The 15,565-nt window shown below is 63.8% G+C and carries 13 protein-coding genes; 11 read left to right on the top strand and 2 right to left on the bottom strand.

Features of this window, described 5'->3' with window-relative positions; translation table 11 throughout:
* Positions 1-7 precede the first annotated feature (7 nt).
* Positions 8-1,231, bottom strand: coding sequence for a cytochrome P450 (locus AC2FNS_RS04170; protein WP_496712654.1), 1,224 nt, complete (start codon positions 1,229-1,231; stop codon positions 8-10).
* A 98-nt stretch (positions 1,232-1,329) separates the two neighbouring features.
* Here AC2FNS_RS04170 and AC2FNS_RS04165 point away from each other — a divergent pair, with 98 nt between their 5' ends.
* Entirely contained in the window at positions 1,330-1,680 is a 351-nt protein-coding gene (locus AC2FNS_RS04165) for a TfoX/Sxy family protein (protein WP_496712652.1), read from the top strand.
* Positions 1,681-1,747: 67 nt separating this feature from the next.
* On the opposite strand, the gene ndk is transcribed toward AC2FNS_RS04165, so the two are convergent.
* Positions 1,748-2,170, bottom strand: coding sequence for a nucleoside-diphosphate kinase (gene ndk, locus AC2FNS_RS04160; RefSeq protein ID WP_496680898.1), 423 nt, complete (start codon positions 2,168-2,170; stop codon positions 1,748-1,750).
* Between the two features lie 142 nt (positions 2,171-2,312).
* On the opposite strand from ndk, the gene AC2FNS_RS04155 reads away from it, so the two are divergent.
* The 10 genes from AC2FNS_RS04155 to AC2FNS_RS04110 all read left to right on the top strand — a co-directional run bounded on the left by AC2FNS_RS04155 (position 2,313) and on the right by AC2FNS_RS04110 (position 15,543).
* The gene (locus AC2FNS_RS04155; RefSeq protein WP_496712650.1) at positions 2,313-4,166 is read left to right on the top strand and encodes an ABC-F family ATP-binding cassette domain-containing protein; all 1,854 of its coding nucleotides are present in this window, start codon (positions 2,313-2,315) and stop codon (positions 4,164-4,166) included.
* Positions 4,163-4,783 carry a MarC family protein gene (locus tag AC2FNS_RS04150; protein WP_496680903.1) on the top strand — a complete coding sequence of 207 codons (621 nt, stop codon included), beginning with the start codon at positions 4,163-4,165 and terminating at the stop codon, positions 4,781-4,783. Before AC2FNS_RS04155 ends, AC2FNS_RS04150 begins: the two co-directional genes overlap by 4 nt.
* A gap of 42 nt (positions 4,784-4,825) precedes the next feature.
* A complete protein-coding gene (locus tag AC2FNS_RS04145) occupies positions 4,826-5,407 on the top strand; it encodes a retropepsin-like aspartic protease family protein (protein WP_496712648.1) in 582 nt (193 codons plus the stop codon).
* A 51-nt stretch (positions 5,408-5,458) separates the two neighbouring features.
* Entirely contained in the window at positions 5,459-6,079 is a 621-nt protein-coding gene (locus AC2FNS_RS04140) for an ImuA family protein (RefSeq protein WP_496712647.1), read from the top strand.
* 66 nt (positions 6,080-6,145) lie between these two features.
* Positions 6,146-7,360: an MFS transporter gene (locus AC2FNS_RS04135; protein ID WP_496712646.1), complete on the top strand. Its 1,215-nt coding sequence runs from the start codon at positions 6,146-6,148 to the stop codon at positions 7,358-7,360.
* The gene (locus AC2FNS_RS04130) at positions 7,357-7,953 is read left to right on the top strand and encodes a YceI family protein (RefSeq protein ID WP_496712645.1); all 597 of its coding nucleotides are present in this window, start codon (positions 7,357-7,359) and stop codon (positions 7,951-7,953) included. The genes AC2FNS_RS04135 and AC2FNS_RS04130 overlap by 4 nt, the downstream gene beginning before the upstream one ends.
* A gap of 74 nt (positions 7,954-8,027) precedes the next feature.
* Positions 8,028-9,251 carry an MFS transporter gene (locus AC2FNS_RS04125; protein ID WP_496712644.1) on the top strand — a complete coding sequence of 408 codons (1,224 nt, stop codon included), beginning with the start codon at positions 8,028-8,030 and terminating at the stop codon, positions 9,249-9,251.
* 69 nt (positions 9,252-9,320) lie between these two features.
* The gene (gene metG / locus AC2FNS_RS04120; protein ID WP_496803780.1) at positions 9,321-11,039 is read left to right on the top strand and encodes a methionine--tRNA ligase; all 1,719 of its coding nucleotides are present in this window, start codon (positions 9,321-9,323) and stop codon (positions 11,037-11,039) included.
* 280 nt (positions 11,040-11,319) lie between these two features.
* Positions 11,320-12,405: an efflux RND transporter periplasmic adaptor subunit gene (locus tag AC2FNS_RS04115; protein ID WP_496712642.1), complete on the top strand. Its 1,086-nt coding sequence runs from the start codon at positions 11,320-11,322 to the stop codon at positions 12,403-12,405.
* A 3-nt stretch (positions 12,406-12,408) separates the two neighbouring features.
* Positions 12,409-15,543: an efflux RND transporter permease subunit gene (locus AC2FNS_RS04110; protein ID WP_496712640.1), complete on the top strand. Its 3,135-nt coding sequence runs from the start codon at positions 12,409-12,411 to the stop codon at positions 15,541-15,543.
* Positions 15,544-15,565: the final 22 nt, after the last annotated feature.

Raw genomic sequence — 15,565 nt, 5'->3', positions numbered from 1 at the left:
ACCCCGCCTACAACTCCGCGGGCAGCGAGGCGTATCCGCGGAACCGGATCCGCCCGCCTCGCACCCGCCCGTTCAACAGGCGATAGCCTGGGAACCGCGCCAGCAGTCGTCCGATGGCGATGCGCCCTTCCATCCGCGCCAGCGTCAGCCCGACGCAAACATGCGGCCCACCTGCAAAGGCCAGGTGCCGGTTCGGCTTGCGCGTGATGTCGAACCGCGTCGGGTCGTCGAACACCTCGGGGTCGCGGTTCGCCGCGCCGATGCACAGGTGCAGGTTGGTGCCCGCCGGAAGCGCCAGCCCGTCCAATTCGATATCCTCGGTGGTCTCGCGGTTTCCGAACTGGTTGGGCGAGCGAAAGCGCAGGATCTCCTCGACCGCTGGCGTGATCAGCTCGGGGTCGTCCAGCAGGCGCTGTTTCTGCTCCGGGTGGTCGTTCAGAAGCGCCAGACCGTTGCCGATCAGGTTCGTCGTGGTCTCGTGCCCCGCATTCAGGATGAAAATGCAGTTCTGCAAAAGCTCGGTTTCGCTGAGTTTTTCGTCCGCCCCCTCGCCCCGGATCAGCCGGGTCAGCACGTCGGTCTCGGGATCGCCCGGCGCCGCCCGCCGCCGCGCGACGAGGTCGGTCAGATACGCCTTGAACTCCTCGACCGCCGCATGGCCCCGCGCCAGTTGCTCCTCGGTCAACGCCGGCTCCAACGCGCCCAGAATGGCCAGCGACCAGTCGCGCAGCGGCCCGCGTTCCTCCATCGGAACGTCCAGCAGGTTGCCGATGATCTGGATCGGAATGGTCGAAGCGAAATCCTCGATCAGATCGACCTTGGGTTTTCCGGCCATCGCGTCCAGCAGATGATCCACCGTCTCGATCAGACCCGGCTCCATCCGGGCAATCGCGCGCGGGGTCAGCGCCGATGTCATGATCTTGCGCACCCGCGTATGCAAAGGCGGATCGGAAAACACCAGCGAGGTCGTGTGATGCTCGAACAGAGGGGATCCCACGCCAAATTTCGGGCCAAACGCAGCCTTCTTGTCCGACGAATACAGCTTTGTGTCGCGATAAATCCGGTCCAGATCCCGATGACGGCTCAACAAAACCGACCCGTCCGGCTGCGGCAGAACCGGCGCATGGGCTAGCAGCGCGTCGTAAAACGGAAACGGATTTTCGACGAAGCCCTCTGGCGGATCGGTCAGATCAAGTGTCCGCGCCGCCTGTGCCACATCCAATGCGTTCATTCCGTCCTCCCCTGCCGTATGCACTCCCGCCTTGGGTATCTCAGGCCGAGACCTCGGACAAGCGTGACATCGCTGCCGAGCGCGGCTAGACAGAACCCATGCCCAGCCCCGTGTCCTCGATCCGCAATCTCGGTCCCGCCTTTGAACAGGCCTGCGCCCGCGCCGGTATCCACTCGGCCGAGGAACTGCGCGAACTGGGCGCCGATGCTGCTTATGCAAGGCTGATCGAGGCCGGAACCCGCCCGCATTTCATCGGATACTACGTTCTGGTAATGGGCTTGCAGGGCCGCCCATGGAACGATTGCAAGGGCGACGAGAAAAAGGCCCTGCGCGCAAGGTTCGACCGCATCAAGGCCGGCGCGAAAACGGCGCCCGTCTCGAAACTGGTCGCCGAGCTGGACGCCGTCGGCGTGCGCGTCTCGGCCTCGGAACTCACGCCCGAGGGCTGACGCGGCACGAAAAAGGGCCGCATCCGGCAGCGGGCGCGACCCTCTTCGATGTCAAATGACTGACGGCTTAGCCGACCAGCTCGATGCCCGAGAAGAAATAGGCGATCTCGACGGCAGCAGTTTCCGGTGCGTCCGAACCGTGGACCGAGTTTTCACCCACCGATTCCGCGAACTCGGCGCGGATGGTGCCGGGGGCCGCGTCTGCCGGGTTGGTGGCGCCCATGACTTCGCGGTTCTTGGCGATGGCGTTCTCGCCTTCCAGAACCTGCACCACGACCGGAGCCGACGACATGAATTCGCACAGCTCGTCATAGAACGGACGGTCCTTGTGGACTTCGTAGAACTTGCCGGCCTGTTCCTTGGTCATGTGGATGCGCTTCTGCGCGATGATGCGCAGGCCGGCTTCTTCCAGCTTGGCGTTGATCTTGCCGGTCAGGTTGCGGCGGGTTGCGTCGGGCTTGATGATCGAGAAAGTGCGTTCCAGTGCCATGCGGGCGTCTCCTTAATCTGACGGCGCGAACTGATCCGCGCCGGAATATACCGCGCGCCGCCTAACATGGACCGCAGCGGTTGGAAAGCCTCTTGTTGAGCACGCAATTGACACTTCCCAAGCCCTGCGCCACACCGCACTTATGCTACGGATCGAAAACATCACCTATGCGGTCGAGGGCCGCCCCCTGTTCGAGGGCGCCAGCGCCACCATTCCAGAAGGCCACAAGGTCGGTCTGGTCGGCCGCAACGGCACAGGCAAGACCACGCTGTTCCGCCTGATCCGGGGCGAGCTGGCGCTGGAATCGGGCAGCATCACCCTGCCCCGCCGCGCGCGGATCGGCGGTGTTTCGCAAGAGGTTCCGTCGTCAAACGTATCGCTGATCGACACGGTCCTAGCAGCCGATACCGAACGGACCACCCTGATGGCCGAGGCCGAAACCGCAAGCGATCCGACCCGCATCGCCGAGATCCAGACCCGGCTGGCCGATATCGACGCCTGGTCGGCCGAGGCCCGCGCCTCGTCGATCCTCAAGGGCCTCGGCTTTGACGATGACGAGCAACAGATGCCCTGCTCGGCCTTTTCCGGCGGCTGGCGGATGCGTGTCGCGCTGGCCGCCGTGCTGTTTTCCCGGCCCGACCTGCTGCTGCTGGACGAACCAACCAACTATCTGGACCTTGAAGGCGCGCTGTGGCTGGAAAGCTATCTGGCGAAATATCCGCATACGGTGATCGTCATCAGCCACGACCGGGGCCTGCTGAACCGGGCGGTCGGCTCGATCCTGCATCTGGAAGACCGCCAGTTGACCTATTACGCGGTCCCCTATGACAAGTTCGCTGCCCGCCGTGCCGAACGTCTGGCCCAGGCCGAAGCCCAAAACGCCAAAGCCAAGGCCCGCATCGCCCATTTGCAGAGCTTCGTTGACCGGTTCCGCTACAAGGCGTCCAAGGCCGTTCAGGCACAATCGCGGCTCAAGATGATTGAACGCATCCAGTTGATCTCGACCCCGCAAGAGGCGGCCTTGCGCGCCTTTTCATTCCCCGAACCAGAGGAACTGTCGCCGCCGATCATCCAGATCGAGGGCGGCGTGACCGGCTATGGCGATACCGAGGTGCTGCGCCGCCTGAACCTGCGCATCGATCAAGACGACCGGATCGCTCTGTTGGGAAAGAACGGGCAAGGCAAATCGACCTTGTCCAAGCTGCTGTCGGACCGGCTGCCGCTGATGGCGGGCAAGATGACCCGCAGCAGCAAGTTGCGCATCGGGTATTTCGCCCAGCATCAGGTGGACGAGCTGCATGTGGACGAAACCCCGCTGGATCACCTGCGGCGCCTGCGCCCGACCGAAACCCCGGCCCAACTGCGCGCGCGCCTGGCGGGGTTCGGCCTTGGCGCAGATCAGGCCGAAACCGAGGTGGGCCGCCTGTCGGGCGGGCAGAAGGCGCGGCTGTCGCTGCTGATTGCCACGATCGACGCGCCGCACATGCTGATCCTCGACGAACCCACCAACCACCTCGACATCGAAAGCCGCGAGGCCCTGGTCGAAGCGCTGACCGCCTATTCCGGTGCTGTGGTTCTGGTCAGTCACGACATGCACTTGCTGGGGCTGGTGGCCGATCGGCTGTGGCTAGTCTCGGACGGCACGGTCAAACCCTTCGACGGCGACCTGGAAGCCTATCGCCAGATGCTGCTGGCGCGCGACAAGCCGCCGACGCGGGAAAAACCGGCCGCCAAACCCAAACGTGCCTCTCGCGATACCATCCTGGCGCTGCGGGCCGACCTGCGGAAATGCGAGGAACGGCTGGAGAAGCTGACCGAGATGCACGAAAAGCTCTCGGCCAAACTGTCCGACCCAGCCTTGTACGAAGATGACCGGATCGGTGATCTGGAAACCTGGAACCGCAAGTTTGCCGAGGTGGTCGAGGCGATACAGCGCGCCGAAGCGCTGTGGGTCGCCGCCGCCGAACGGCTCGAAAGCGCCGAGGCTGCCGCATGATCGAAATGGCATTCTTCATAACCGCGTTCACAACCTTGTTCGTTGTGATCGACCCCTTTGGCACCGCACCGATCTTCGTCGCGCTGACGCAAGGAATGGACCCAGCCACCCGTCGCCGCGTCGCCTACCGCACGTGCCTGACCGCTTCGGGCATCCTTATCGCCTTCGCCGCTTTCGGCGAGGCGGTTCTCGGCTTTGTCGGCATCTCGATGGAGGCCTTCAAGGTCGCTGGCGGCGCATTGCTGTTTCTGACCGCGCTCGACATGCTGTTCGAGCGGCGCAACAAACGGCGCGAGGACCGTGCGGAAGAGGAAGAGCACCCTGACCCCTCAGTCTTTCCGCTGGCCATTCCGCTGGTGGCCGGGCCCGGATCGATCGCAACGATCATCCTGCTGGCCGGTGAGCACCCCGGCATTCAGGGCATCGCTGCGGCTGTCAGCGTGATGCTTGCCGTGATGGCAGTTGTCTTGCTGTTCTTCCTGTCCAGCGGCCTGATCGCGCGCATTCTCGGCAAGACTGGGCTGACCGTGCTGACGCGGTTGCTGGGCATGTTGCTTGCGGCGCTGTCGGTACAGTTCATCCTGGATGGTCTCAAGGCCTTTGGTTTTGCCGCCTGACCCCCCATATTCTGAGGGTATGAAGCGGTTTTGGGTGTGCTGATGGATGGTTATGATCTTGGACGGCTGACCTATCTGGCTCTGCTCGGCGGGGCGCTGCTGCTGTGGTTGTTTACCCAGAACCGCCAGTCGCTGGGCAAGACCCTGCAAATGGTCATGGCCTGGGTCTTCATCTTCATCGGCGTCATCGCCGTGGTCGGCCTGTGGGATGACATCCGCTCGACCGTGGGCACCACACCGCAACTGGCCGTGGCCGGAAACGTGATCGAGGTGCAGCGGTCGTTTGACGGGCACTACTATCTGCCGATGCTGGTGAACGGCAAACCGGTCACCTTCTTGGTGGATACCGGCGCCAGCCAGATCGTGCTGAGCCCCCGTGACGCGAAACGCGTGGGGATCGATCCGGACAGTATGAATTTCGTGGGCCGCGCAGCCACGGCCAATGGCCTGGTGCGCACCGCCCCTGTGCGGCTGGATAGCCTCGAATTGGGCCCCATCGCGGATCGCAACGTGTCGGCCTGGGTGAACGAGGGCGACATGGACCAATCCCTGCTGGGCATGGACTATCTGCAGCATTTTTCCAACATCCAGTTTGCCGACGGTCGGATGATCCTGTCGCGCTGAACGGCGGCTTTCGGGATTGAGAACAAAATGCGAACATGTTAGCATTCGGCCATGTCTACCCATCTTCTTGGCCGCAAACCGGCGCGGGCGGCGCCGGGGCTGACCCTGCATGATGAGATTTCGCTGCAACTGGCCCGCGTACACGAGGCCTGCGGCCCCGCGCGGCGCAGCTTTGCCATGTGGTTGGCCGGTCAGGCGCAGGGGCCGGTTCTGTGGATCTCGCCCGCGTGGGAGGCCGATCAGCTGAACCCCGACGGCATGATGACCTTTGCCGATCCCGCCCGGTTCCTATTCGTCCGCCCCACCCGGGCCGAGGACCTGCTGTGGTGCATCGAAGAGGCACTGCGCAGCGGGGCGGTGCCGTTGGTGATCGGCGATCTGCCGGGGGCACCGGGTCTGACGCCGGTGCGACGGATGCATCTGGCCGCCGAACAGGGGGGCACGATGGGTCAGGCCCCGCTGGGCCTGCTGCTGACCCCGGGCGAGGGCGGCGCGCAGGGGATCGAGACACGCTGGCACATGGCCCCGGCGCACACGGGCCAGACCCGCCGCTGGACCCTGACCCGCCGCCGCGCCCGCGCCCTGCCCCCGGTCAGTTGGCACGCCACCCAGACCGCGCCGCGCGCCGGGCTGCACCTGCAACGGATCGGCGCCGAGGAAACCTGCGCCTGACCGACCGGACCCGGAACAGGCAAGTTGTGACTGGTCAAACCGCAACCCGCGTCCTAGCGTGCCGGAATGACCCACCCGATCCACGACAGCCGCTATTCCTGGCTTCGCCTTCTGGTCACGCTGGCCATCGCGGCGGTGGCCAATGTGGGCATGTGGGCGGTGATCGTGGTGATACCCGCAATCGAGACCCAGTTCGGCGCCAGCCGGGCCGAGGCCTCGATGCCCTACACGCTGACCATGATCGGATTTGCGCTTGGCAACATGTGGCTGGGTCAGGTGGTGGACCGAATGGGCGTGACCAAAGCGCTGATCGGTGCCGCAGGCCTCAGCGCGCTCAGCTATCTGCTGGCGACATGGGCGCCGACGATCACGCTGCTGTCGGCGGCGCATCTGCTGCTGGGTCTGGGCACCGCTGTCGGGTTCGGCCCGCTGATCGCCGATATTTCGCACTGGTTCCTACGCCGCCGCGGGATCGCCGTGGCGCTGGTGGCCAGCGGAAACTATCTGTCCGGCGCGATCTGGCCCACGCTCCTGTCTGGTATCCTTGCCCGCGACGGGTGGCAGCAGGTCTATCTGACACTGGCGGTCATCACCCTGATCCTGGTCATCCCGCTGTCGCTGCTGCTGCGCCGGCAGGTCCCGGCCGAGGCGCATGGCACCGCCGCAGCCGCCGCGCAGATCAACGCGCGCAGCGTCGGCCTGTCGCCGCGAACACTGCAATATGTGCTGGGCCTCGCCGGGATCGGCTGCTGCATCGCCATGTCGATGCCGCAGGTCCATATCGTCTCCTATTGCGTGGGGCTGGGCTATGGCCCGGCAGTCGGGGCCGAGATGCTGTCGCTCATGCTGATGGGCGGCGTGGTCAGCCGGATCATTTCGGGGCTGGTGGCCGACAGGTTGGGCGGTGTTCACACGTTGCTGATCGGGTCGATCCTGCAATGCATCGCCCTGTTCCTGTTCCTGCCCTATGACGGGATGGTGTCGCTCTATGTCATCAGCCTGCTGTTCGGGCTGGCGCAGGGCGGCATCGTGCCCAGCTATGCGCTGGTCGTCCGGGAATACATGCCCCCGCAAGAAGCCGGGGCACGGGTCGGATTCGTGATGATGATGACCATCCTGGGCATGGCGCTGGGCGGATGGATGTCGGGCTGGATCTATGACGTCACCGGGCAGTACACACTGGCCTTCGTGAACGGGATCCTTTGGAATGGGCTGAACATCGCCATCATACTGACGTTGCTGCACAGGTCCCGCCCGCGCCAACAAGGGGCCATCGCATGACATGGCTGCGCCGCCGAGACCTGATGGCCGCACTTGTAGCCCTGGTGGCCGCGCCTCCGACCCTCGCCGCACCCGTTCCCTACGTGCTCGCCCGCACGAAAACCCTGATCGCCTTCACCTTCGATCTGTCGGGCACGCCCCAGACCGGAACCATGCCGATCCGATCAGCGGATGTATGGGTGGACACGCGCCGCCTGCAGAACAGCCGCGCCACGGTCGTTCTGGACGTGGCGCGGGCCCAAACCCGCCTGCCCTTCGCGCGCGAACCGATGCTGGGCCCACAGATACTGGACGCCGCAAGGTTTCCCGCGATCGGGTTCCGCTCGACCCGCATCCACCTGGGCCGGGGCGGACGTATCTCCGACGGCGCCACTGTCACCGGAGACCTGACCCTGCGCGGCCTCACCCGCCAAATCGCCCTTCAGGCCGCGCTGTTCCGACCGCCCGGCTCGGCGCGGGACGAGCTTGACCGCCTGTCCATCCACCTGACGGGGGCGCTGAACCGCCACGTATTCGGGGCTTCGGGATATGCCGATCTGGTCGGACCGACAGTCGGGTTGGATATTCGCGCGGAAATCGAACGAAAAACCTGAGGCGGGCGGAAAACGACATCGGCGCGTCGAATAGGCGCGCACATCGCGGAAAGATACGCTCAAACAGGGACACCATGCGCACGATCATTACCTTTGCCGCCCTTTTCCTGTCGGTCATTCTATTGCAGCTTTCCACCGGCGGTGTCGGCCCGTTGGATGCCATTTCCGGCCTGACGCTGGAGTTCTCAACCGAACAGATCGGCCTGCTCGGGTCGGCGCATTTCCTTGGGTTCTTCATCGGTTGCTGGTGGGCGCCGCGCCTGATGGGCAGCGTCGGCCATTCGCGCGCCTTCGCGGCCTGCACCGCACTGGGCGCGATGGGGCTGATCGGTCATACACTGACCGAAAACCCCTATGCTTGGGCCGCGATGCGGGTCGCCTCGGGCCTGTGCGTGGCTGGCTGCTATACCGTTATCGAGGCGTGGCTGAACGACAAGGTGACCAATGAAACCCGCGGCCGCGCGATGGGCACCTACCGGATCGCCGACGCCAGCGCCTCTTTGGCCGCGCAGCTGATCATCGCGGTGCTGCCGCCGGCCTCTTATGTCTCCTACAACGTGCTGGCCATCCTGTGCTGCGCGGCCCTGCTGCCATTGACCCTCTCGCGAGCCACGCAACCGGCGACGCCCAAGGCCCCGCGCCTCCGTCCCTGGCTGGCCTGGGCCTGTTCGCCGTTGGCGGTGGTGGGTGTCGTCGTGTCGGCCATCAGCGCGGCATCTTTCCGAATGGTCGGGCCGGTCTACGGCCAGGGCGTGGGGCTGGCGGTGGACCAGATCGCCTTTTTCCTGGCCTCGTTCGTTCTGGGCGGCGTGTTGGCGCAATATCCGGTCGGATGGTTGGCCGATAAATACGACCGCCGCTGGGTTCTTTTGTGGATTTCGGTATCCGCCATTCTGGCCTGCGGCATCACCGCCGCCGCCGGTGGAAGCGGAACAATGGGCGTGATGCTGGCCGCCGGGCTGTTCGGGTTCACGACCTTTCCCGTCTTTTCGGTGTCAGCCGCCCACGCAAACGACTTCGCTACGTCCGAACAGCGGGTCGAATTGGCGGCAGCCATGATGTTCTGGTACGCGATGGGCGCAATTGCGGCCCCCTATCTGTCTTCGGCCCTGATCCGCGCATTTGGCCCACCCGCCCTGTTCGGCCTGATCGCGGCAGGGCATCTTTGCCTGATCCTGTTCGGCCTGAGCCGGATGCGAGCGCGCCCGACACCCGAGGACCGGACTCATTACGTCTATGCCCCGCGCACATCCTTCACCATCGGCAAGCTGCTCAAGAGGTCGCGCGAAGGTCGATAGCAATCTGGGGCTGGGATTTCCCGATCCGGTTTGATAGAGCGCCCGCAGACAGTTAGGCGGAAACCAAACATGGCTCGGATTCTCATTACCTCGGCAATTCCCTACATCAACGGGATCAAGCACCTTGGAAACCTGATCGGCTCGCAGCTGCCGGCGGATTTGTTTGCGCGCTACCAGCGCGGCCGCGGCAACGAGGTCATGTTCCTGTGCGCCACCGACGAACACGGCACCCCGGCCGAGTTGGCCGCCGCCAAGGCCGGCAAACCGGTGGCCGAATACTGCGCCGAGATGCACGAGGTGCAGGCTGACATCGCGAAGCGCTTTGGCCTCAGCTTCGATCACTTTGGCCGGTCCTCCAGCCCGCAGAACCACAAACTGACCCAGCATTTCGCCGGCAAGCTGGCCGAGGCCGGACTGATCCGCGAAGTGACTGAAAAGCAGGTCTATTCCAACGCCGACGGTCGGTTCCTGCCCGACCGCTATATCGAGGGCACGTGCCCCAACTGCGGTTACGAAAAGGCCCGCGGCGACCAGTGCGAGAACTGCACCAAGCAGCTGGACCCGACCGATCTGATCGACCCGCGCAGCGCGATTTCTGGCTCGACCGACCTTGAGGTGCGCGAGACCAAGCACCTCTATCTGCGCCAGTCGGCGATGAAGGATCAGCTGGACGCCTGGATCGACAGCAAGACCGACTGGCCGGTGCTGACCACCTCGATCGCCAAGAAATGGCTGCATGACGGCGACGGCCTGCAGGACCGCGGCATCACCCGCGATCTGGACTGGGGCATTCCGGTCAAGAAGGGCGACGAGGACTGGCCCGGCATGGAGGGCAAGGTCTTTTACGTCTGGTTCGACGCGCCGATTGAATACATCGCCTGCGCCAAGGAATGGGCCGATGCCCACGGTAAGCCGGATGCGGAATGGGAACGCTGGTGGCGCACTGACAAAGGCGCCGACGACGTGCGTTATGTGCAGTTCATGGGCAAGGACAACGTGCCGTTCCACACCCTGTCCTTCCCGGCCACCATCCTAGGCTCGGGCGAACCGTGGAAGTTGGTCGATCACCTGAAATCGTTTAACTATCTGAATTATGATGGCGGACAATTCTCGACCAGCCAGGGCCGCGGAGTCTTCATGGACCAGGCGCTGGACATCCTGCCCGCCGACTACTGGCGCTGGTGGCTGCTAAGCCACGCGCCGGAAAGCAGCGACAGCGAATTCACCTGGGAGAACTTCCAGCAGTCAGTGAACAAGGACCTGGCCGACGTCCTGGGTAATTTCGTCAGCCGCATCACCAAGTTCTGCCGCTCAAAATTCGGCGAAGAAGTTCCGGCCGGCGGTGCATACGGCGAACGCGAACAGGCCTTGATCGAGGAATTGACCAAGCGCATCCGCGCCTACGAAGCGCATATGGAGGCGATGGAGGTCCGCAAATCTGCGCAGGAACTGCGCGCGATTTGGGTCGCCGGCAACGAATACCTGCAGGCCGCTGCGCCTTGGTCCACCTTCAAGGAAGACCCGGAACAGGCCGCCGCGCAGGTTCGCCTTGGCCTGAACCTGATCCGTCTTTACGCGGTGCTGAGCGCCCCGTTTATTCCCGAGACCTCGGCCAAGATGCTGAGCGCGATGAACACGCTCGACACCAGTTGGCCCGACGACGTGGAGGCCGCGCTGAACGCCCTGCCCGCCGGACACGCGTTCACGGTGCCGGACGTTCTGTTCGCCAAGATCACCGACGAACAGCGCGAAGACTGGCAAACACGTTTTGCCGGAACGCGCGCCTGACCCGCGCAGCGACGGGGTGCAACAGGGGGCCATCTGGCCCCCGTTTTTTTCGCACGCGCCAAGCCTGCACAATCAAAGGCTTGAGAAATAAACCCTTTGCCTCCATCCTGACGATGAATTTCGTCTGGGCCCTCGGAACCGGACAGCAGATCCGGGCCCCGCGCCCGCATTGAACGAGGCAATTGTCATGAACCCTGTTTCCCCGCCGTGCCGCTCTCCTCTGCCCCGTGCCGTTGGTCGTGCGGGACGGTTGGTTGCCGCCATCATTGCGATTGGCCTGATGCAGCCGGCATCGGCGCAGGAAGACTCCAGCGCGCCGCCCCCCAAGGTCTCGATCGCGGCGGCCTATACGCAGGAGATCACCGAGGAAGCGACCTTCATCGGCCGCGCCGAGGCGATCAACAAAGTCGACATCATCGCTCGCGTCAGCGGTTTCCTGGAAAGCCGCGAGGTCGAAGACGGCGCCGAAGTCAAGGATGGCGACCTGCTGTTCACCATCGAGCCCGACCTCTATCAGGCCACGCTCGAGGCGCGGAAGGCTGACCTGGACCGTGCCGAGGCCAATCTGGAACTGGCCAAGGTGGATCTGGCCCGCAAGGAAGAGCTGTTCCGGCGCGAAGCCACGCCGGAATCGGAAGTGGACATTTCACGCGCCAACGAATTGGTCGCCGAGGCCGAAGTCAAAGCTGCACAGGCCGCGATCCGGCAGGCTGAACTGGACCTGAGCTATACAAAGATCCACGCACCGTTCGACGGCCGGCTAAGCCGGATCAATGTCAGCGTCGGCGATGTCGTCGGTCCGAACACCGAACCTCTGGTAAACCTGGTCAGCGAGGCTCCGATCTATGTGACTTTCTCATTGAACGAGAAACAGTTCACCTCGGTTCTTCAAGCGGTCAACGAAACCGCATCGACCCTGGCCGAAAGCGACAAGAGCCCGGTGGTCAAGCTGACCCTGCCAAACGGAACCGAGCTGCCCGAGACCGGCAAGATCGTGTTCGTCGACAACCGGATAGACCCTTTGACCGGCGCCATCACCTTGCGGGCCGAGTTTGAAAATACCGACCGCCTCATCGTCGACGGCGCTTTCGTCAACGTCCAGATCGAGGCGCTGGAACCCACGCTCGAGGTTCTGATTCCGCAGGCCGCCTTGCAGCGCGACCAGCGCGGCGAGTTCGTTCTGGTCGTGAACGACAAGCAGATGGTCGAACAGCGGTACATCACCACGGGCAACAACGTGGGTTCGGCGGTGATCGTGAAAGAGGGCCTGCGCGAAGGCGAAAGCGTCATCGTCGAGGGGCTGCAGCGCGTGCGGCCCGGGGTGGCCGTGGACGCGGTCGTCGCTGCAGAACAGCCGGGAGAATAACCGATGTTTTCCGCCCTGTTCATCAGCCGGCCCAAGCTGGCCTTCGTCATTTCACTGGTCCTGACGATCATGGGCATGATCGGTTACATGGTTTTGCCGGTGGCGCAGTTTCCCGATATCACGCCCCCGGTGGTCAGCGTTTCGACCAATTATACGGGCGCAAATGCCGAAACCGTGGAAAACACAGTGGCCGCCCCGATCGAGGCGCAGGTCAACGGCGTGGACGACATGATCTACATGACCTCCACCTCGTCGGACAACGGATCCTATTCGCTGAACATCACCTTCGAGGTCGGCACCGACCCGGATATCGCCTCGGTCAACGTTCAGAACCGGGTGGCGCAAGCCATGTCGTCGCTGCCCGCCGAGGTCACCGCGTCCGGGGTCGTGACCCAGAAAGCGTCGACCAACATGCTGCTGCTGGTGACGCTGACCTCGCCCAGTGGCACCTATGACAGCGTGTTTCTGTCGAACTACGCGTCGATCAACCTCAAGGATGCGTTGGCGCGGGTGCAGGGCGTGGGCAAAGCCGATGTTCTGACCAATCTGGAATACGCGATGCGGATCTGGATGGACCCTGACAAGATGGCTGCCCTGTCGATCACGCCAGGTGACGTGATTTCGGCCATTCGCGAACAGAATATCGAGGTGTCGGCTGGCTCGATCGGTGCCCCGCCAGTGCCCGAGGGCCAGACCTTTCAATACACGATCAAGACCAAAGGACGCCTGACGTCGGCCAATGAATTCGGCGATATCGTTATCCGCACCGGCGACGCCGGGTCCATCGTTCGGGTCCGTGACATCGCGCGGGTCGAACTGGGCGCCCAGTACTATGCGGCATCGGGGTATTTCCAGGCCGTGCCTGCCACCGTGATCGGCATCTATCAGGCACCCGGCGCCAACGCGCTGGCCGTCTCCGAGCGGGTCGAGGCTGAACTGGAGCGCCTGTCGCGCGCCTTCCCGACGGATGTGGAATACGCGATTCCGTTCAATACCACCGATTTCGTCGAACAATCCTTGAACGATGTGGTTTCGACCCTGATCCTGACCTTCATCCTGGTGATCTCGGTCGTGTTCGTGTTTTTGGGCAGTTGGCGGGCCACGATCATTCCGGCAGTGGCCATTCCGGTTTCGCTGATCGGAACCTTCGCGTTCCTGCTGCTGTTCGGCATGTCGCTGAACACGATCTCGCTGTTCGCGCTGGTACTGGCCATCGGCATCGTGGTCGATGACGCCATCGTGGTGGTCGAGAACGTGGAACGCATCATCGCCGAAGAAGGCCTGCCGCCCGCCGAAGCGACGCGCAAGGCGATGGGCCAGATCACCGGCCCTGTCATCGCGACCACGCTTGTCCTGTTGGCGGTGTTCGTGCCCGTGACCTTCATGCCCGGGATCTCGGGGCGGCTGTATTCCCAGTTTGCGGTCACCATTTCCACCGCGGTCGTGATCTCGTCGATCAACGCGCTGACGCTGTCTCCGGCCTTGTGCGGAATGGTCTTGCGGGCGCGGTCCGGCCCGCCCAAGGGGCTGCTGGCCGCGTTCGAGGGGTTTATCGGCTCGATGCGCGCGGGCTATGTGGCCATCGTGCGCAAGCTGCTGATCGTCCCGGCAGTGTCCTTGGCAATCGTGGCCGGGTTCGGCTTTGGCGGGGTCACGATCATGTCGAACACCTCCAGCGGCTTCCTCCCGCTCGAAGACAACGGTTACCTGTTCGTCGACATCCAACTGCCCGACGCGGCCACCCTGGAACGGACCGAGGCCGTGACCAAGCGCGTCGACGACCAGATCCGCCAGATCCCCGGCGTGGCCAATACCGTGCTGATCAACGGTTTTTCGATGCTCAACGGCACCATCACCAATGGCGCAGCGATTTTCGCGAACCTCGACAACTGGGACGACCGCCAGGATGAAGACCTGAGCGCCGACGCCATCCTGCAGAAGGTGCTGGCCATCGCCAATGGTGAATCCGCCGCCTCGATCGTGGCCTTTAACCCGCCACCGATCCAGGGTTTGGGCATGTCGGCCGGCGTGGAAATGGAGGTGCAGCAAACCGGAGGCGGCTCGCCTCAGGATCTCGCGTCGGCGGTCGGGTCCTTTGTCTATGCCGCCAACCAGAGGCCGGAAATCGGCCAAGCCTACACGACCTTCCGGGCCAACGTGCCTCAGTTGTTCGTGGATTTGGACCGCGAGAAGGCCAAGACGCTGCAGGTCTCGGTCGCCGAGATCTTCCAGACCATGCAGGCGCAGTTGGGGTCGTATTATGTCAACGACTTCAACCTGTTCGGCCGCGTCTATCGCGTGATGATCCAGGCAGAGGGGTCGTATCGCGACAATGTCGAGGACATCTCCAACCTGTATGTGCGTTCGAACGAGGGCAAGATGGTTCCGTTGGGCACGCTGATCGACGTGGAAAACGTGCTGGGGCCAGTATTGCTGAAGCGGCACAACCTGTTCCGCTCGGCCACTGTGACGGCGGTGCCGGCCGAAGGGCTGTCGACCGGTGACGCCATCGCCGTGATGACCGAGGAATCAGCCACCGCCCTGCCCCCCGGTTATGCGTTCGAATGGACCGGTACGGCCCAGCAGCAGCTGGCCTCAGGCGGGCTGGTCGTGGTGATCCTGGGGCTGGCGATCCTGTTCGGCTATCTGTTCCTGGTGGGGCAATACGAAAGCTGGACCATGCCGGTTTCGATCCTGCTGTCGGTGATCGTCGCCCTGTTCGGCGCGGTCGCGGCGGTGGCGATCGTGGGCAGCGACATCAACCTCTACACGCAGATCGGGATGATCATGCTGGTGGGGCTTGCATCGAAAAACGGCATTCTGATCGTGGAATTCGCGATGGAGCAGCGCGCCAAGGGCTTGTCTATCAAAGAGGCCGCCGCCGAGGCCGCGCATCAGCGGTTCCGGGCCGTGATGATGACGGCGCTGTCCTTCCTACTGGGCGTCGTGCCGCTGCTGGCGGCCAGCGGGGCCGGTGCGGCCAGCCAGAAGGCCATCGGCGTGGCCGTGTTCGGCGGCATGTTGGCGGCCACGCTGGTCGGCGTGATCGTGGTTCCGGTTCTCTATGCCGTCATGCAGGGGCTGCGGGAATGGATCAAGGGCAGCAAGGGTTCGGGGCCATCCGAGGAAACGGCCTGAGTTCCCGGCGGACTAGGAACAA

The sequence above is a fragment of the Ruegeria sp. BHSA191 genome, from assembly GCF_059613325.1.
The sequence above is the reverse complement of the archived record's forward strand: the minus strand, read 5'-3'. Positions and strand labels throughout refer to the sequence as shown.